Origin of the sequence: Kribbella sp. NPDC023855 (assembly GCF_040639475.1) — a bacterium.
GTDB lineage: Bacteria > Actinomycetota > Actinomycetes > Propionibacteriales > Kribbellaceae > Kribbella.
Genome location: NZ_JBFAAA010000013.1, coordinates 140720 through 158998, shown reverse-complemented (window position 1 = coordinate 158998; position 18279 = coordinate 140720). Strand labels below are relative to the sequence as shown.

Below are 18279 nucleotides of genomic sequence, written 5' to 3'. Positions count from 1 at the left end.
CACGAGTGGGTCCTGCGGGCGGTCCCTACCCGTCCAGTGCTCGGGTCATGCGGGGTCCGGCGAGGAATTAACGATCTCCTGCGGGTACCGGCGCGGGGTGAAGACCAGCGGACCGGCCGGGCGGGGGACTGTCTGGGTCTGCGAGGAGCCGATCAGCAGCAGGCACCGCATGTCGACCTGCTCCGGGTCGAGCTCCGCCAGAGTCGTGACGGTGATCGACTCGGCCGGACCGCCTACGTCCCGGCCGATCACCACCGGGGTGGTCGGCGAGCGGTGTTCGAGCAGGAGGTCGCGCGTGGCGCCTACCTGCCAGGTCCGGGACTTCGAGGCCGGGTTGTAGATGGCGATGGCCAGGTCAGCCGTTGCTGCTGCAGTCAGGCGGGCAGCGATCACGTCCCACGGCTTGAGGCGGTCCGACAGCGACAGCACGCAGTAGTCGTGGCCTAGTGGCGCGCCGACGCGACTGGCCACCGCCTGGGCCGCAGTCATGCCTGGCAGAACGCTGACCGCGATGTCGGCGTACTCCGGTTCGGAGGCGACCTCTGTGACCGCGCTCGCCATCGCGAAGACACCGGGGTCGCCGGAGGAGACCACGACGACCCGGGAGCCCTTGCGGGCCAGGTCGAGCGCGAAGGCGGCCCGCTCCGACTCCACCTTGTTGTCCGAGCCGTGCTTGCGTTGCCGGGCGCGGTCGGGCAGCCGGTCGACGTACGGGCCGTAGCCGATCAGGTCGTCGGCCTCGGCGATCGCGGACCGGACCTCCGGGGTCATCCACTCGGGTCCTGCCGGGCCGAGGCCGACCACGGTCACCGAGCCCTCGGTGCTCTCGGTTGTGTGGCGCGACTGGGGTGCCGGGGTGTTGATCGGGCTGGGGAGCAGGGCGAGGGAGAAGTAGGGGACTGAGTCCGGGTCGACGTCTTTGAGCGGCGCGGTGCGCTGGGCGTCAGTGGTCGCGCGTTCGACGTACCAGGCCTCGTCTGCTCGTCCGGCCAGCTCGAAGGCCTCGCGGACGCCCTCGAAGGTCCTGCCCAGCTTCATGACCGCGGCAGCGTCGGTGTTCCGGAGCCGCTCGGCCAGTACGTCGGGCGGCAGTGTGCCGGGGAGCACCGTGAGGATCTCGTCCCGCTCACACAGCGGCCGGCCGAGTACTGCGGCTGCCGCGCTCACCGAAGTCACTCCTGGCACGACCTCACAGTTGTAGCGGTCGGTGAGCCGCTTGTGCATGTGCATGTAGGAGCCGTAGAACAGCGGGTCGCCCTCAGCCAGTACTACGACGTTGCGACCCGCATCGAGATGCGCGGCCAGCCGGGCGGCGCACTCGGTGTAGAAGTCGTCCATGGCGCCCTGGTAGCCGCCGGGGTGGTCGGTGGTCTCGGTGGTGAGCGGGTACATCAGCAGTTCTTCGAGCTGGCCTTCGCGCAGGTACGGCGCTGCCACCGAGCGCGCGATGCTCCGGCCGTGCCGGGCGCTGTGGTAGGCGATGACGTCCGCCTCGCCGATCAGCCGGGCCGCCTTCACAGTCACGAGTTCGGGGTCGCCCGGGCCGAGCCCGACCCCCCAGAGCCGTCCGGTCATTCTTCCTCGCTCGCGATCGCGTTGATGGCGGCAGCGGTGATCGCACTGCCACCCCGGCGGCCCCGGACGACCAGGTACTCCAGACCCAGGTCGTTGGCGGCCAAAGCTTCCTTGGACTCGGCGGCGCCGATGAACCCGACCGGGATGCCGAGGATCGCGGCCGGGCGCGGTGCGCCGTCGCGGATCAGCTCGAGCAACCGGAAGAGCGCGGTCGGAGCGTTGCCGATGGCAACTACTGAGCCTGCGAGGCGGTCCGTCCACAGGTCGATCGCCGCCGCGCTTCTTGTTGTCTCGAGCTGCTTGGCCAGCTCGGGCACCGACGGGTCGCTCAGGGTGCAGATGACCTCATTGTCCGCGGGCAGCCTTTTGCGGGTGACGCCGGCAGCGACCATCGCTGCGTCGCACAGGATCGGGGCTCCGCCTTGCAGGGCAGCCCGGGCGGCCTTCACGACGCCCTCGGACCAGGCGAGGTCTTGGGTGAGGTCGGTCATCCCACAGGCGTGGATCATCCGCACGGCCACCTGCGCGACATCGGCAGGCAGCTCGTCCAGCGCGGCCTCGGCGCGGATCGTCGCAAACGAACGGCGGTAGATCTCCGCGCCGTCAGTCACGTACTCGTAGTTCTCACTCACTGCACCCTCACTCCGTCGCCAACCTCATCGACTGTCATCGCGACCCCATCGACCGAATACCCGCCGCTCGCAAGGGCAACTACGTCCACAAACTCCCCACCAGGTTTCCCACACCGCCGCTCACACCCGGACCAGTGCACGGCCTTTTGCCCACCGCTCCACCCCGGTACTACGCGCCGAGCGTCCCCCCGAACATCCCCCAACGCCTTCCCACACCCCGGCCGCCCCGCACACGAGGTCACCCCATTCCAGGCTGACTCAGCCTCCACCACCAACCCACACCCAGCCAGCTGCGTTAGGTCCTCCTCAGCAACCCCAACCACAACAACCCCCCGCCCCCGGGTAACCCGCAACACAGCCTCGCTGGCCCCCAGGCTCTCCCAACCCCCAGCAACCCCAGCAATCACCGCCGCCTGCTCCCCGTCCAGCACCCCAAGCGGCACCCCTACAACGAACGCCCCCACCCCCACACCGTCCTGCACCCACCCAGCCCGAGGCACAGCCGCGCGCGGCACCCGCCCCTCGCCTTCCAATGCCGGCCCGCCTTCACACGCTTCCACCGCCTGCGCAGTGCCCGCTCCCGCAGCGAGGTGCTCTCCGGGCACATGCTGCAGAGCGGCCTGCTCCTGCAACCCCAGCCGTGCCAGCACGCGTTGCGGGCCGTTTAGCAGTTCGGCCAGCCGCCAAGCCTCCGACTGCTGCTGTGCGCGTTCCGCCAGGAATGCCTCGGCGGCAGCGACCATCAGGTCCGGTGCCTGCTCCGGCGGCAGCAGCACGCCGGTAGGTGCTCCTGCGAGCAGCAGCTCAGCAAGCTGGCTGTCGACCATCCGCACAGCGACGTCTGCCTTCGCCGACGCCAGATCCCCGCGCCCGTCATCCAGAGCGAACAGGAAGCGCCCCGGCAGCTCCGCCAGCGCCGGGCGGGCGCAGAGCAGCCGGTCCAGGTCGCGCGCGAGCGGCAGTACGTCGTACCGGCCGTGTGTGTCGAGTCCGGAGAGTGGTGAGGCGAGGATGTTGCGTACGCGCTCATGGCTGATTGATGGCAGCAGCCCCGCCGCGTACAGCCGCTCCGACAGCTCCACCGGCGCCCCCGGCCGCAGCGCCCGGATCTGCACGTTCGCCCGCGACGTCAGCTCCAGGTGCCCGTCCCCGAGCTCCACCGCCGCCGCAGCGAGCACTCTCAGCTGCTGCGCGCTCAGCACTCCGCCAGGCAGCCGCACCCGCGCCAACCCGCCGTCAGCCGCCTCATGGACAGCAAGAACCCCCGGACAACGGTCTGGCTCGGTCCTTCCAAGAGGCGTCACGGCCGTGATGCTACTGCCCGCCCCACCGCTGTGTTTCCCCTCACAACCGCAACCCCCACCCGTCCGCTCCCGCTGGGGGAGCGGACGGGCGGGCGGCGCGGCTCAGAGGTGCGGGTGCGGGTGGACGGGGGAGCGGTGCTGGAAGGAGAGGATGCCGGGGTTGCGGATGCGGCCGGCCTCGATCTCGATGGCGCGGTCGATCGTGGTGTCGGCGTGCCAGGCTTCCGGCCCTTCGAGCACCGTCCGCAGGTAGGGCAGCAGGGCCTCGCTGATCTCCCAGCTCGCGGAGTTCCACAGGTACGACGGGGTGTGGTCGACGCCGTAGTACGTGATGTTGTTCCCGACCGTGAACGTCGGCTCGTTGAAGCCGGTCGGGCGGGCCCAGCTGAAGCCCATGCCGAGATCGCAGGAGACGTCGATGATCAGGCTGCCCGGAGCGAACAGCTCCAGGTCCTCCTCGATCAGGAACGTCAGCGGTGCGTCCGGATCCTGCAGCACACAGTTCACGACGATGTCGTGCTGCGCCAGGAATCCGGCCAGCGGCACCCTGCCCTCATCCGTCAGCGCGTGACTGCGCCGCGGATCGGAGGTGTCGTCAGCATCGTCGTGGTCGAACTGGACCATCCGCGCCGAGTGGATCGGCGAACTGACCGCCGTCACGCCTCGCCCGGTCAGTACGTCGACGTCGTGGATGCCGTGCGCGGCGAGCGCGGTCACCGCACCTCGCGCCGTCGCGCCGAAGCCGATCACCACCGCGTTGAGCCGGCGGCCGTAGTCACCGGTCGAGCCGATCATCTCCAGCGCGTGCAGCACCGAGCAGTAGCCGGCCAGCTCGTTGTTCTTGTGGAAGACGTGCAGGTTGAACCGGCCGTCGGAGGTCCAGTGGTTCATCGCCTCGAACGCGATCAGGGTCAGCTCGCGGTCGATCGCGAGCTGGGTCATCTTGTCGTCCTGGACACAGTGCGGCCAGCCCCACAGCACCTGGCCGGTGCGGAACTCGGCGAGGTCCTCCGGCTGGGGCTTCGGCAGAAGCAGGACGTCCGTCATGGCGATCAGCTGTTCCCGGTCGAGGACGCCCGCAACGGACTGGGACAGCTGTGCGTCGGAGACACCGAACTGTTCGCCGTACCCGGACTCGAGGAAGATGCGTTGCCGCAGATCCTCGTCGATGCGGTCGAAATGATGCGGATGGATCGGCAACCGGCGCTCGTTCTCCTTGCGAGAACGGCCGATGACACCGAGAGCTAACTGGTCCACGAGGGCCCCTTTGGTTACCGCCTGTTTAGCACAGCGCACCCGACGACCGACACCATCACAAGCGCTGTCAGGCCTCCACAGACCATCGCGACGGACACCGAACTGGCGTCGACGACCAGTCCTCCCAGTAGCGCACCGGTGGAGAGTGTGGCCTGGAATGAAGAGGTGAAGAGCACTGTGGCGGCCTCACGGGCTTGGGGAGCCGCTACCGCGAACCAGGTCATCGAGCAGACCGGTACTGCGCCGTACGCGACTCCCCAGATGACCAGGAGTGCAGCCGCTGCAGGCGTGGTTGTCCCGATGATGGGGAGAAGGAGTGTCGCGGCTGCGATGAGGGCTGCGCTGGTGATGAAGGTGGTCCGGAGGTGGTTGGCGACCGTCGTACCGGCCAGGAAGTTGCCGGCTACTCCTGCTACGCCGTACAGGAGTAGTAGCTCGCTGATGCGGGTTGTGCCGGTGACGTCGCGGAGGAACGGGGTGATGTAGGTGTAGGTGCCGAAGTGGGCGGCGACGATGAGGCAGGTGGCGGCTAGGGCGATGCGGGTCTGCTTGAGGCGGAGGAGGTCGCGCAGTACTGCTAGTCCTGTTACTTGTAGAGGCGGCAGGGGCGGTACGACGACTGCCAGGGCTACGAGCACGCCGACGGTCAGCACGCCTAGTACTACGAACGGCACTCGCCAACCGAGGTGCTCGCCGAGAAACGTCCCAGCCGGTACGCCGAGCACCGACCCCAGAGGCACGGCGGCGAAAATGACCACCGTCGCCCGGACCACCCACCGCTCAGGCACCAGCCGCGCCGCCAGACCCGCCCCGATCGACCAGAACCCACCGATCGTCAGGCCGACCATGGCGCGCGCAACCAGCTCAACCCAGTACTCCGAGGCTGCCGCGGCGATGAAGTCGGCTGCGGCTAGCAGGGCCATCAGCGCGCAAAGCATCAGCCGCCGATCCAACCGAGCGGTCGCCACGGTGACAACGGGTGCCGCGACGGCCGCAACCAGCCCCGGCATCGTCATCAACCACCCACCCCGCCCAGCCGAAACCCCAAACTCCGCCGCCATCGCCCCGAGCAACCCGATCGGCAGAATCTCCACGGTCACAATCAAAAAAATCCCAACCGTCACACACCCGACCCCAGCCCACGCCCGAGCCGTCGTCCGCACATCCAGAAGCTCCATGCCCCAGTCGACCCCGCGCCCCCGCCGCCCTACACGCGATTTCACGACACCTCGGTCGACACCCACTACGGCGTCGCATTCCCGCGGGTGGTTGTTCCCCCACGCAGCCGTCCGCTCGCTCCTGCGTCGCTCCCTCCACGGCTGCTCCCGCCCACCCCGGGCCGACGCGGGCTCCTTCGTCGCCCGCGCGAAGACGAATTGCGCGCGAGTGTCTTGCGAGCGGCTGGTGGTGTTCCCCCCACGCAGCCGTCCGCTCGCTCCTGCGTCGCTCACTCCACGGCTGCTCCCGCCCACCCCGAGGCGACGCGGGCTCCTGCGTCGCCCGCGCAAAGGCGTGGTCGCGAGGCGATCATCCCTGGTGCGAGCTGCCCACTGCGCGGCACCCGGCGGAGGCGGAAGCCGACTCCTTCGTGCGCCAGCGACCGCGACGACGGCTGGAGCCGAGAGCAGCGCGGTCCAGTTCTACGCGGTCCAGTTCTGAGCCATCAGCAGCCGCTGATCGCCGGGTTCACGTGTGCCGACGGACAGGACGTATTCGGGCTGCGAGCAAACCCGCGCGCTCAGCGGCGGCTCTGAATGCGCTCAAAGCGGCACTACCCCCTGTCGTTCGGGACGGATCGACCCGCGCTCGGCTCCGCGGTGCTGGATAGTCAGTTGGTTGGATCATCTGTCAGTGGATTATCTCGCGGTATCCTGATCGTATGGCTGAGACACCGTTGCGGACTGTTCCGGATCTGACCGGGCTGTTGTTGCATGCCGGGCACGTCCTCGAGACCCAACTCACGGCCGCGCTGGCCGAGGTCGGGATGACGCCTCGGATGCAGTGTGTGCTGCTCCACGCCCTGGAGGGCGAGCGGACGCAGATCCAGCTCGCCGAGCTTGCCTATCTCGACAAAACCACGATGGTCGGGACCGTGGACGCGCTGGAGAAAGCCGGGTACGCCGAACGCAAGCCGTCCGCGACCGATCGCCGGGCCCGGATCGTCGCCGTCACGCCCGCCGGTGCCAAGGCGGCCGCCGAAGGGCAGCGCATCGTCGACAAGGTGCACGGTGAGGCGCTCGCCGCCCTGGCAGCCTCCCAGCGCAAGCCTTTCGCGGACTCGTTGGCCGAGTTGGTGGGCGGGCAATTGGCCACGCCGGTCGAGGATCAAGCGGTCCGCCGGCCGCGGCAACGGAAGTAGTCCACTAAAAGATCGTCTACTACCGAACTATCTGTTAAGGTCGTTCTTGTCTTGCCCTGCTGACAAGGAGAACGACCGATGACCTCGACCACCGACCCGACCAGCCCCGCCCTCGCCGGCCAAGCCGCCCCACGGGTCCACGCAGCCACGGACCAGACGGCCCAACGCCAAGCAGCCACGAACCAGACGGCCCAACGCCAAGCAGTCCCGGGCCAGGCGGCCCCATCCGGCCAAGCAGCCAAGGGCGAAGGCGCCCAGCCGGACCCAACAGGCAGCGACCGCGCAATCCAGCCAGGACGGGCCAAAGCGCTCGCGGTGCTCTGTGTGATGCAGTTGATGATCATCCTCGACGCCACCGTGGTGACGGTCGCATTGCCGACCATCCAGAGTGACCTCGGGTTCACCCAGGCCGGTCTGGCCTGGGTGATGAACTCCTACCTGATCGCCTTCGCCGGACTGCTCCTGCTCGCCGGTCGCATCGGTGACCTCCTCGGCAGCAAGCAGGTCTTCCTCGCTGGTCTCGGCGTCTTCACCGCGGCCTCGCTGCTCTGCGGCCTCGCCACCAGCTCCGAAGTACTGATCGCAGGCCGCTTCCTGCAGGGCGTCGGCGGCGCACTCGCCTCTGCTGTCATCCTCGGCATGATCGTCGGCCTCTACCCGGCGCCGGCCGACCAGGCGCGAGCGATGGGCGTCTACGGCTTCACCTCCGCAGGTGGCGCCTCAATCGGGCTCATCCTCGGCGGTGTGATCACGCAGACCGTCGGCTGGCACTGGGCCTTCCTGATCAATGTGCCGATCGGTGTGGTCTCCCTGGTACTCGCACAGCGGCTGCTGAGGGCTCAGCCCGGTCTCGGCCTCGGCAAGGGAGCAGACGTTCTCGGTGCCATCCTGGTCACCGCAGGTCTCTCGCTAGCCGTCTACACGATCGTCCAGACCGCCGAGCCGACTGCCGACGTACTGCGGACGCTCGTGCTCGCCGCCGTCTCAGTAGCTCTGCTGGCAGGCTTCGTACTACGCCAGGCCCGCGCCACCCAGCCATTGGTTGCCCTGCGCATCTTCCGCAGTCGTCAACTGACAGCGGCCAACCTGGTTGTCGTCCTGCTGTTCGCGGCCGGTTTCGGCTTCCAGTTCATGACAGCTCTCTACCTGCAGCGAGTGCTGGGCTTCGACTCGCTCCGTACCGGCCTGGCCTTCCTGCCGGCCCCGGTCCTCGGTGCTGTCATGTCGCTGTTCATCGGACCGCGACTGGTAGCCCGCCTCGGCGCCCGCGCCCTCATGCTGGCCGGCCTGGTCGCCCTTGCTGCAGCGCTCCTGGTGATGACCCAGGCCCCAACCGACGGCTCCTACCTCGTCAACGTGGTTGCCCCGCTGGTCCTAGTAGGCATCGGAACCGGCGCAGCGATCCCAGCCGTGATCATGCTCGCCATGTCCGGCGCAGAGCCCAGCGACGCAGGCCTAGCGTCCGGCCTGAACAACACAGCCCAGCAAGCCGGCGCAGCCATCGGTACTGCGGTCCTGGCAACCCTGGCCGCTTCAACCACCGCAGGACAACTCGCCGGGGGAGCTAACCCAGTCAGCGCCCTACGAGACGGCTACAGCACAGCGTTCGCCGCCGCAGCCGCCTTCGCCCTTGCAGCAGTGCTACTTGGAGCCACGCTCCTGACCCGCCACCGTCGTCGGCCGTAGCGGGAGGCGTACCCCGACCCGCTCTGCCAGATCGGACAGGTTCAGGTCAGGCGGGACCAGAAGGCGCAGTGGTGTTCGGTGGTCAGGTTGATGGGCTTGATGCCTCCCTGGTCGGTTGGGGCCAGGGAGAGGCCCTTGATGTCGGCCGTGCCGGCTGGTGCCCAGTGTGGACGTCCGGGGCCGTTCGGGTCACCGGTGCGGGCGAAGGCGGTCCAGTAGTCGAGCATCTGCTCCGACAGCCGCTTCTGCGTCTCCGTCAGCGGGAACTCGTAGCCACCGAGGTTGAACAGGTACGGCAGCTCAACAGCATGCGACGCGCCCAGTCCCGGCTGGGACAGCGGCGAATGCTTGTCCGCGAACTCATACGCGTACACAGGCACCCTTCGCGCCGCCTGCCGATCCGTGGTCACCTGTGTGCAGGACCAGATCCTGTCGGTGGTCACGGCGGTCCACGCCGCAGCAGTCGACCCGTACTGCGCCAGCGGGTACTCGCGGAGCACCTTCGGGGCGTCCTTGGCGCCGACCATGTCCGTCACCAGCCTCGGGTAGTCCGTGTCGGTGAGCACACCACCGTTGAACGTGCTCAACCAGCCCGCAGCCTCGTCATGGTTGTTCCCGGACAACACCGGCACCCGGTGGAACAGCCCAGCCTTCATCGCTGTCGCCGGACTGAGCGGCAATACCGCAGTACCGCCATAGGCAGGTTGCGTGAAGTTCAGGGTGTCTTCAACCAGTACTGCGGGGTCTGCCGCGCGCAGGCAGTCCAGTGCTGCCTGACCCGGCTTGCAGTTCAGCTTGGCCGCGTTGTTGGCGGCCCACTCCTCACCGTTCTGTTGCACAGCGCTCTGGGGCACCCATGGGGAGCCGGCCGCCTGGTGCGGGTACTGGCTGTTGTCGGGCCAGTTGAAGGCGCAGGAGCCGCTTTGCATCACTGCCTTGGAGAACAAGCCGGTGGCGGTCGGTGAAGTGAGCTGGGCGCACACGCTCATGCCACCGGCCGATTCGCCGGCCACTGTGACGTTGTGCGGATCGCCACCGAAGGCCCGGGCGTTGCGCTGGACCCACCGAAGGGCTGCCTGCTGGTCCTGGATGCCGTAGGTCCCCGAGCCGCGCAGGCCCGGGTAGCCGAAGAACCCGAAGATCCCCAGCCGGTAGTTGACCGTGACCACCACGACGTCCCCGCGAGTGGCCATCTTCGAGGCCTCGTAGCTGTTGCCGGTGCCGGAGAAGAAGCCACCGCCAGGGATCCACACCACGACCGCACGAGGCTTGGTCGACTGCTGCGCCGGAGTGGTGACGTTCAGGTAGAGACAGTCCTCGTTGGCAGTGCCCCCGGGTAGCTCAGGATTGGCGGCTTGAGCACAGGGGGTCGAGAGCTTGACCGCGTCCCTTGTGCCTGACCAGGGCTTCACGGGCTGCGGCGGCTTCCAGCGCATCCCGTGCACCGGCGGAGCGGCGTACGGGATGCCGTTGAAGACTCTGGTCGTTGTGGTCGCCCGGCCTCGCACTAGCCCGGCATCGGTCCGTACTACGCCAGGGTCCGCTCCAGGGGAGGTCGTGGATGCGGTTGCTCTGTTGACCCCTAGTGCGGCCGGGACGAGTGCCAGCGCTACTGCCAGCCGCAGCTTGCTACGGGTGATTCGGATACTTGTCATGCCGTGCAGCCTCCGCCAGGACCAGCAGCCCTCGCTTCGGCCGGACGGCCACTGCATCTACACCTTTGGTCTAGCGGTTGCGGCGGAGGAGGTAGGTGTCCATGATCCAGCCCTTGCGGCGGCGGGCTTCGGTGCGGACCTCGACGATCTGGTCGGCTACCTCCGCCAGTGGGCCGGCGACCAGGAGCTCGTCGGGTGTGCCGAGGTACGCGCCCCAGTAGATCTCGGCGTCCTGGTCGGTGTGCTGGGTGAAGGCGGTCTGGGCGTCCAGCATCACGACGACGTCGTCCACGTCGTCCGGCCAGCTCTTCGCCAGCCGGCGGCCGGTGGTGACCTGGATCGGCCGGCCTACCTGGTTGAGGCTGACCCGGTGCCGGGCCGCAAGGGTCGAGACACTGCTGATGCCCGGGATGACCTCGATCTCGAAGTCCAGTTCGCCGCGGTCGAGGATGTCGTCGAGGATCGCCAGCGTGCTGTCGTACAGCGACGGATCGCCCCAGACCAGGAACGCGCCGACCTGGCCGTCCTTCAGCTCGGTCGCGATCAGGTCCGCGCAGACGTCCGCGCGCCGCCGGCGCCAGTCGTCGACCGACTCGACATAGGCGTCGCTGCTGCGGTCCCGCTCGGGATCACGCCCGAACACCACCCGGTACTCCCGGTCGCCGGCGTGCCGCCGCAGGATCTGCTCGCGCAGGTCGACCAGCTCCTGCTTGACCTCGCCCTTGTCGAGCACGAAGAACACGTCGACCTGGTTCAGCGCCTTCACGGCCTGAACCGTCACGTGATCCGGATCGCCGGCTCCAACCCCGATCACCTTCATCTCCATCATGGCGCCGAGAGTAGTTGGCGGCCCGGAGCGAGCGGTCCGGGCAGTGACTGCTAATTTCAAAGTAACGTCGTCGAGAGGTCGCCCGCGTGCCCACTGCGGAAGAAATGCTCAGTACTGCGTCCGTGGTCGCCCTCGGCGCCTGCCTGGAGGCCGTAGCCCCTGAACTCGAACTGACAGCGACCAAGGCGGCACCCTCGCAACTGGCCGGTCTGACGTTCAGCGAGCGTGGCCGGCTGGTCCGCGACGCCCTGCTGGCCGACCTGCCCGCGGAGTACGCGCAGATGGAAAAGATCTTCCGCACCGCACTCGACGATCCCGCCTTCACCAGCTGGATGACCTGGCCAGTCACCGAGGCCGTCGCCGTACGGGCTGTCGAGGAGGGCGAGTTCGAGACCGGGCTGGCGCTGCTCGCAGACCTCACCCCCAGGCTGACGGCCGAGTTCGCCCTGCGGACCTTCCTCGCGGCAGATCTGGATCGCACCCTCGCGGTGGTCGTCGAGTGGACCGAACATCCCGACGAGCATGTCCGCCGGCTAGCAAGCGAAGGCACCCGAGCCAGATTGCCGTGGGCAAAACGGGTACCGGGCCTGATCGAGCGCCCCGAGCTGACCCGGCCGATCCTCGAAGCGCTCCGGCGGGACGAATCGGAGTACGTGCGCCGCTCGGTCGCCAACCACCTGAACGACCTCAGCCGCGTTGATCCAGCATTGGCCGTATCAATCGCCGGCAGTTGGCTGGCGTCACCGGCACCGACGACCGAGCGACTGGTGCGACACGCCCTCCGCACCCTGATCAAAGCGGCCGACCCAGGAGCCCTTGCTTTGCTGGGTTTCGAGCCGCCCACCGGATTCGTTGTCGACGGCCCGCAACTCGCAGTACAGGCTGTTGCTGTGGGGGAGTCGCTTGCTTTCGAGTTCCACGCGCACAACCGGAGTACTGCGGAGCTGCGGCTGGCGATCGACTACGTCGTCCATCACGTCAAGGCCAACGGGACGCTCGCGCCGAAGGTCTTCAAGCTGACCACTCGCACCCTCGCGCCGGGGGAGTCCGCGACGATCGCCAAGCAACACTCGTTCAAACCGATTTCCACCCGCCGGTACTACGCGGGCGAGCACGCCCTCGAACTCCAAATCAACGGCCACCCCTACGGCCACTCCACCTTCACCCTCTCGCTGGACTGATGCGGCTAGCCCTGAGGCTGAGGCTTGCCGTGGCGCCATTCGCGTTCGAAGGGGAGACGCCAGGCGTGGGGCGCGATGAGTTGGTGGATGGCGTTGGGGCCCCAGGTGCCGGGCGCGTAGGGCTTGACCGGCGGCGGGTCGTCCAGCAGGAGCGCTGAGTTCTCCCAGAGCGACTCGATGCCCTCGGCGGTGGTGAAGAGTGTGTGGTCGCCGCGCATCGCGTCCAGGATCAGTCGCTCGTAGGCCTCCAGTACGTCGCCCGCCGTCTCCGTCTCCTGGGTGGAGAACTGCATCGAGAGCTTCTCCAGCCGCATCCCCGGGCCGGGACGCTTGCCGTAGAAGGACAGCGACACTCGCGACGAGTCGGCCAGGTCGAAGGTCAGGTGGTCGGGACCCTGCGACCCGACGCCGGAGCCGGCCGGGAACATCGTCTTCGGCGCCTCTTTGAAGGCGATCGAGATGATCCGCATGCCCTCGGCCATCTTCTTGCCGGTGCGCAGGTAGAACGGCACGCCGGCCCAGCGCCAGTTGTCGATGCCGACCTTCATCGCGATGAACGTCTCGGTGTCCGAGTCCGGCGCGACGCCTTCCTCGCTGCGGTAGCCGCCGTACTGGCCGCGGACCACGTCGCTCGGCTGGATCGGCAGCATCGAGCGGAAAACCTTGTTCTTCTCCTCCGAGATGGCCCGCGGTTCCAGCGCCGTCGGCGGCTCCATCGCGACGAACGCGAGCACCTGCAGCACGTGCGTGACGACCATGTCCTTGAACGCGCCGGTCGGCTCGTAGAAGGTGGCGCGCTGGTCCAGGCCGAGCGACTCGGGGATGTCGATCTGGACGTGGTCGATGAAGTTGCGGTTCCAGATCGGCTCGAACAGCCCGTTGGCGAACCGGAAGGCGAGGATGTTCTGCGCCGCCTCCTTGCCGAGGAAGTGGTCGATCCGGAAGATCTGCGCCTCGTCGAAGGTCTCGTGCACGAAGTCGTTCAGCTCGATCGCGGACTGCAGGTCGTCACCGAACGGCTTCTCCATCACCACCCGGGCGCGGTCGACCAGATCGGCGTCGCGCAGCATCTGGATCACCGAGCGCGCGGCCTTCGGCGGCACCGACAGGTAGTGCAGCCGGCAGGCGTCCGCTCCGAGTGCGGTCTCCGCGGTCTTCACGGCGGCGGCGAGCGCGTCCGGCCCGGCCGAGGTCGGCACGTACTCGAGCCGGTCGGAGAACTGTGCCCACTCCTCCTCGGTGATCTTGTGCGTCCCGAACGTCTCCACCGCAAGCCGCGCACGGGCCCGGAACTCGTCCGAAGTGAGGTCTTCGGTCGCCGTACCGATGATTCGTACGTCGGGCGCGAACCGCGATTGCTGCAGGTACGCCAGTCCCGGCAGCAGCTTGCGCTTGGCCAGATCACCCGTTGCCCCGAACAACACGATCACGTGCGGCGCGAGCGGCTCGGGATCGCGCCGGGACGGCCGCGAACCGGGCGCCGGGTAGGCGATCGTCTGGGTATGGGAGTCGGGCATTTCTGAGTCCTCCTACGGACGGCGCCACCAGCGGTTTCAGTCTAGGCAGGTACTACGGCTTGGCGGGGTGCGCCCGGCCCCACTCGAGCATCGCGTGCAGGACGGTTCGCAGGCTGAGGCCTTGCTCGGTCAGCTCGTAGACGACGCGCGGCGGGATCTCGGCGTGGATCGTGCGGGTGAGGATGCCGTGGTGCTCCAGGGCGCGAAGGCGGTCGGTCAGGGTTTTGGCGCTCGGGTTGCCGAGTGCGGCGCGGAGTTCGGTGAACCGCAAGGGGCCGCTCAGCAGCTCGCGCACGATCAGCGTCGTCCACTTGCCTTCGAGGACGGTGATAGTCCGGTTGACGCCGCAGTCCTCGCCCGAATCACAGCGGGCAGCGAGAAGTTCGGCATCCATCGCCGCTTCGGTTTCCATAAGTAAACTATGCCACTTTCTGGGTACTAGTTCATTTTGGAAACTAGCTTCGCACCATGAACTCTTTGACTGTTGCCGTCCATGGCGCCACCGGGTCCCAGGGATCCGCCGCCCTTCGCACCTTGCTCGCCGCCGGTCACAAAGTCCGGGCCGTCGCGCGCCGCCCGCACGGTCTTCCGTCAGGCGTCGAGGCTGCTCCTGCCGACCTGCTCGATATCGACGCGTTGGTCGCCGCCTACACCGGTGTCGACGCTGTAGCTCTGCAACTGCCCATGGTCTTCGACGACGGCGCCATGGCTCAGGTCCGCGCAGTACTGGCTGCCTTGGAGAAGGCCGCGGTACCGCGGGTGGTGTTCAACACCAGCGCAGCCGTTCCGGACGTGATGATCGGCGTGCCGTTCATCGATGCGCGTGTGCAGCTGATCGCGGAACTGCCCAACGTCGTGGAGACCGCCGCAGCGGTCGGCCCGGCGGCCATGTACGCCGAGAACCTCGTTGCTCCCTGGTCAGCACCACTGGTCGCGGCCGGTGAGGTCCGGTACCCCTTGCCGGCTGAGCTGCCTATCCCGTGGGTAGCGGCCGACGATGTCGCCGCAGTGATGGTGGAGGCGCTCACCATGGCCGCGCCGCCGCGGGTGCAACTGGTAGGCGGCCCAGAGGACCTCACCGGAGAACAGGTCGGTGCTGCCCTGGGTGCCAAGTGGCAGTCGGTCACGCCGGACGAGTACGAGCTGCTGATGCGCCCGCACGTAGGCGCTGAAGCTGCCGCAGGCGTCGCGGGGTCGTACCGCAACCCGGCGCCCGTACCCGCTTCCTTCCGCCGCGGTACGACGTCCTTGCGCTCCTGGGCCGCCAAGCAGACCTGGTGATCAGCGGTACTCCTGCCGCAGGAGCTCGAGGGTGGTCGTGTCGGACCAGTCGAAGAACAGTGGGTGGAGGAAGTAGCTCAGTAGGTCGGTCATAGCTCGAAGTTAGGAACGGCAGTGCCCGCTTCGCGCCCGTCAGGTGACGGTGGTGGTGTACGTCAGGCCTGCGCGTTCTGCAGTACTGCGGGCAGGTCCGCGCGGGACGTGATGCCGAGCTTCGGGAAGATGCGGTGCAGGTGGGTGCTGACGGTGCGGTGCGACAGGTAGAGCCGCTGGCCGATCTCCCGGTTGGTCAGCCCATCAGCAGCCAGCTGGGCGATGCTCAGCTCGTGTGCGGTGAGCTGCTCGCGGGCGTCCGGCGTACGGCGTGGGCTGATCTCTCCGGCGGCGCGCAGCTCGTTGCGGGCGCGCTCACTCCACGGGACCAGGCCTAGCGCGTCGAACGTCTCCCGAGCCGCTCGCAGGTGCACGCGCGACTCCGCTGCTCGCCGGTGCCGCCGCAACCACTCGCCGAACGCGAGCTGCAGCCGCCCACGCTCCGACGGCCACCCGGTCAGATCAGCGGCCAGCGCGGCGTTGAACAGCTTCTCGGCCTTGTCGTCGCTCGCCAGTACTGCGCGGACGTAGCGCAGCCCGATGTGCAGAGCAGGCGACGTCGTCCGCTGCGCGTCCTTCTCCAGCTCGCGGACGATCTTGCGGACCGCGTCCTCCTGACCGCAGCGGATGGCCGCGTCGGCCAGCTCGGCGATCACGTAGCAGCGCAGGGCGAGCTGGTACGACGGTTCGGCGGGGTCGAAGAGCCGGTGCAGATCGGCGAAGGCGTCGGCGTGCCTGCCCTCGCCGAGGGCGGCCAGGCCACGGGCGAGCTGCACAGTAGCCAGTACTGGCCGTGCAGCAGCGGCCAGCCCGACCTGCTCGGCTTCTGCAGCGAGCGCGGCGGCTTCGGCGTACTGGCCGCGGAGTGCAGCCACCTCTGCCTGAGTGGAGAGGGCGAAGCCGTACATGAAGGTCTGGTTGGTCTCCTTGGCCAGCCTTGCCGCTTCCTCCGCCGCAGACAGGGCGACGCCGAGGCTGCCGAGGCGCGTCGCGCTGCAGGCGTGGACGGCCAGCGCACGGGCGAGCAACCCGAGCCTGCCCTGCTTCCGCAGCCCTGCGGCGGCCGACGAGGAGAACCGCGCCGCCAGCTCGAAGCCGCCGATCTGCAGGGCCGCACTGCCCAGGAACCGCTCGACCTGCGGATCGCCGCCGGTCTGCCCGGCCAGCTCCATCAACCCGGCCGCGACCGCTTTGCCGCGCTCGATCGGCGCGACGTATGCCAGGATCGCGATCAGCCTCGGGTCGCGTTCGTCGAGCGGCAGGCTGTCCGCGACGTCGAGCAGGTGCTGCCGCCCCTCCGGGCCGGGCTCGGACCAGAAACAGCGCATGCCCGCGCCCCACAGCACCCGCATCGCCAGCTCGAGATCGCCGTCTTCGTGAACCGAACGGGCCAGCTTGGCCAGCTCGATCGGACCGGCCGTGTCCTCGACCAGCCCGTCGTCGAAACTGCTGCGGATCCAGGTCGCCCGCGCCCGGTCCTGCGCAGTCAGCTCGCCAGACGCGGCCTCGGCCAGCAGTCGCCGTACCAGGTCGGGCCGGCCGGCCTCGACGCTGAGATCGGCGGCCCGAAGGAGCCGGTCGGCACGCAGTTGCGGAGTTTCGCTCAGCCGGGCGGCCTCCTGCAGCGCCGCGATGGCCGCGCCCACCCCAGCCCGGTACTGCGCTCGCTCCGCAGCCGTGACGAGCGCACTGGCGATCGTCTCGTCAGGCGTGGATGCGGCTGCCGCGAGATGCCAGACCTGTCGCTCAGGTTCCTTCGCCAACGCGTCAGCCAGCGCGCGATGAGCCGCCTGCCGCTCCGGCGCAGTGGTGGTCTGCACGATCGCAGACCGGATCAACGGATGCCGGAAGGTCAGCCCACCTTCGAGGTCGATCAGCCGCGCCTCCGCAGCCGGCGCGAGCGCATCCGCACCCACCGGTACGCCGAGCGCTGCCGCGGCGGCCGCGAGCGTCTCGGCGACCGTCCCACGATCGTTGAGTGCGGCAACGAGGAGGCACATCCGGGTCGGTCCGGGCAGCGCGGTGAACTTGTCGCCGAAGGCATGCTCGAGCCGGGTGCTCAACGGCAAGGTTGCCTTCAGCAATGAATCCGGCTGGACCGTGTGCGGCAGCTCGGTCAGCGCCAGCGGGTTGCCGGCGGCCTCGGCCAGCAACCGTTCGCGGACCGGTTGCTCGAGACCGGGGGCGACGTGGTCGAGCAGACGCGCGGACAGCTCGTCGGTCAACGGCTCGACCTGGAGCGACGGCAGCCCCGCCTGGTCGAACACGCAAGGTACGCCGTCACGAACGCTGGCGAGCAACACGATCGGCTCGGACTCCAGCCGGCGACCGACGAAGGCCAGCACATCCGCACTGGCCTGGTCGAGCCAGTGCGCATCCTCGACCAGCAGCAGGAGTGGCGTACCGGTCTCGGACAGAAGATTGAGCGCCGCCAGCCCGACGAGATAAACATCCGGCACCTCACCCGCGGTAAGCCCGAGCGCGGCTTTCAACGCGTCGCGCTGCGGACCAGGAAGCGCGTCGATCCCTTTGCGCACCGGATACAGAAGCTGTTGCAGCCCGGCGTACGGAAAATGCTGTTCCGACTCCGCCCCGGCGACGCTGAGCACCCGCACCCCAGCAGCCTTGGCCACCCCAGCCGCCTCGCCGAGCAGAGCAGACTTCCCAATCCCCGCCTGCCCCCGAACCAACAGCGCCCCACCCTGCTCCGTGATGCCGCCGACGAGGGCGGCCAGACGTTCTTGTTCCGCTACCCGCCCGAGAAGTGTGGTCATCCGCACCCTGAGGAGTTTGTCATGTCTCGCAAGATCGTTCGCTGCCCGAGGATCGCGACCTGATTCTTTCCAGCAGCAGCCTCCGGCTGTGAGGTCGTTCACATGCGGTCACAACCACGCGGAAAGCGGGGTCTGG

General features: G+C 68.3%; 14 protein-coding genes. 4 read left to right on the top strand and 10 right to left on the bottom strand.

Annotated features, from left to right (window positions below; genetic code table 11):
• Positions 1-45: 45 nt before the first annotated feature.
• The 5 genes from AB0F51_RS33470 to AB0F51_RS33450 form a co-directional block, all read right to left on the bottom strand.
• Positions 46-1575: a precorrin-2 C(20)-methyltransferase gene (locus AB0F51_RS33470; RefSeq protein ID WP_360286354.1), complete on the bottom strand. Its 1530-nt coding sequence runs from the start codon at positions 1573-1575 to the stop codon at positions 46-48.
• Positions 1572-2207: a precorrin-8X methylmutase gene (locus tag AB0F51_RS33465; RefSeq protein ID WP_360286351.1), complete on the bottom strand. Its 636-nt coding sequence runs from the start codon at positions 2205-2207 to the stop codon at positions 1572-1574. The genes AB0F51_RS33470 and AB0F51_RS33465 overlap by 4 nt, the downstream gene beginning before the upstream one ends.
• A complete protein-coding gene (locus tag AB0F51_RS33460; RefSeq protein ID WP_360286349.1) occupies positions 2204-3511 on the bottom strand; it encodes a precorrin-3B synthase in 1308 nt (435 codons plus the stop codon). Before AB0F51_RS33460 ends, AB0F51_RS33465 begins: the two co-directional genes overlap by 4 nt.
• 102 nt (positions 3512-3613) lie before the next feature.
• Positions 3614-4768: a N(5)-(carboxyethyl)ornithine synthase gene (locus AB0F51_RS33455; protein ID WP_360286346.1), complete on the bottom strand. Its 1155-nt coding sequence runs from the start codon at positions 4766-4768 to the stop codon at positions 3614-3616.
• A gap of 14 nt (positions 4769-4782) precedes the next feature.
• Positions 4783-5946 (bottom strand): MFS transporter, encoded by a 1164-nt coding sequence (locus tag AB0F51_RS33450; RefSeq protein WP_360286529.1) that lies wholly within the window; start codon positions 5944-5946, stop codon positions 4783-4785.
• 701 nt (positions 5947-6647) lie between these two features.
• On the opposite strand from AB0F51_RS33450, the gene AB0F51_RS33445 reads away from it, so the two are divergent.
• Together AB0F51_RS33445 and AB0F51_RS33440 are read left to right on the top strand one after the other, a co-directional pair.
• The gene (locus tag AB0F51_RS33445; RefSeq protein WP_360286343.1) at positions 6648-7127 is read left to right on the top strand and encodes a MarR family transcriptional regulator; all 480 of its coding nucleotides are present in this window, start codon (positions 6648-6650) and stop codon (positions 7125-7127) included.
• Positions 7128-7205: 78 nt separating this feature from the next.
• Entirely contained in the window at positions 7206-8813 is a 1608-nt protein-coding gene (locus tag AB0F51_RS33440) for an MFS transporter (RefSeq protein ID WP_360286340.1), read from the top strand.
• 41 nt (positions 8814-8854) lie between these two features.
• On the opposite strand, the gene AB0F51_RS33435 is transcribed toward AB0F51_RS33440, so the two are convergent.
• Both AB0F51_RS33435 and cobF read right to left on the bottom strand, forming a co-directional pair.
• Complete coding sequence (locus AB0F51_RS33435; RefSeq protein WP_360286337.1) at positions 8855-10468, bottom strand: carboxylesterase family protein; 1614 nt, start codon at positions 10466-10468, stop codon at positions 8855-8857.
• A 70-nt stretch (positions 10469-10538) separates the two neighbouring features.
• Positions 10539-11297, bottom strand: coding sequence for a precorrin-6A synthase (deacetylating) (cobF, locus tag AB0F51_RS33430; protein ID WP_360286335.1), 759 nt, complete (start codon positions 11295-11297; stop codon positions 10539-10541).
• A gap of 86 nt (positions 11298-11383) precedes the next feature.
• Between cobF and AB0F51_RS33425 the strand changes: the two genes are divergently transcribed.
• Positions 11384-12478: a DNA alkylation repair protein gene (locus tag AB0F51_RS33425; RefSeq protein WP_360286332.1), complete on the top strand. Its 1095-nt coding sequence runs from the start codon at positions 11384-11386 to the stop codon at positions 12476-12478.
• 5 nt (positions 12479-12483) lie between these two features.
• Here the strand turns inward: AB0F51_RS33425 and zwf are convergent, their stop codons facing one another.
• Positions 12484-13995: a glucose-6-phosphate dehydrogenase gene (gene zwf, locus AB0F51_RS33420; RefSeq protein ID WP_360286329.1), complete on the bottom strand. Its 1512-nt coding sequence runs from the start codon at positions 13993-13995 to the stop codon at positions 12484-12486.
• 52 nt (positions 13996-14047) lie between these two features.
• Complete coding sequence (locus AB0F51_RS33415) at positions 14048-14407, bottom strand: helix-turn-helix domain-containing protein (RefSeq protein WP_360286327.1); 360 nt, start codon at positions 14405-14407, stop codon at positions 14048-14050.
• A gap of 56 nt (positions 14408-14463) precedes the next feature.
• Between AB0F51_RS33415 and AB0F51_RS33410 the strand changes: the two genes are divergently transcribed.
• Positions 14464-15276 (top strand): NAD(P)H-binding protein, encoded by an 813-nt coding sequence (locus tag AB0F51_RS33410; protein WP_360286324.1) that lies wholly within the window; start codon positions 14464-14466, stop codon positions 15274-15276.
• A 155-nt stretch (positions 15277-15431) separates the two neighbouring features.
• Here the strand turns inward: AB0F51_RS33410 and AB0F51_RS33405 are convergent, their stop codons facing one another.
• Positions 15432-18143, bottom strand: coding sequence for a LuxR family transcriptional regulator (locus AB0F51_RS33405; RefSeq protein WP_360286321.1), 2712 nt, complete (start codon positions 18141-18143; stop codon positions 15432-15434).
• Between the last annotated feature and the right edge of the window lie 136 nt (positions 18144-18279).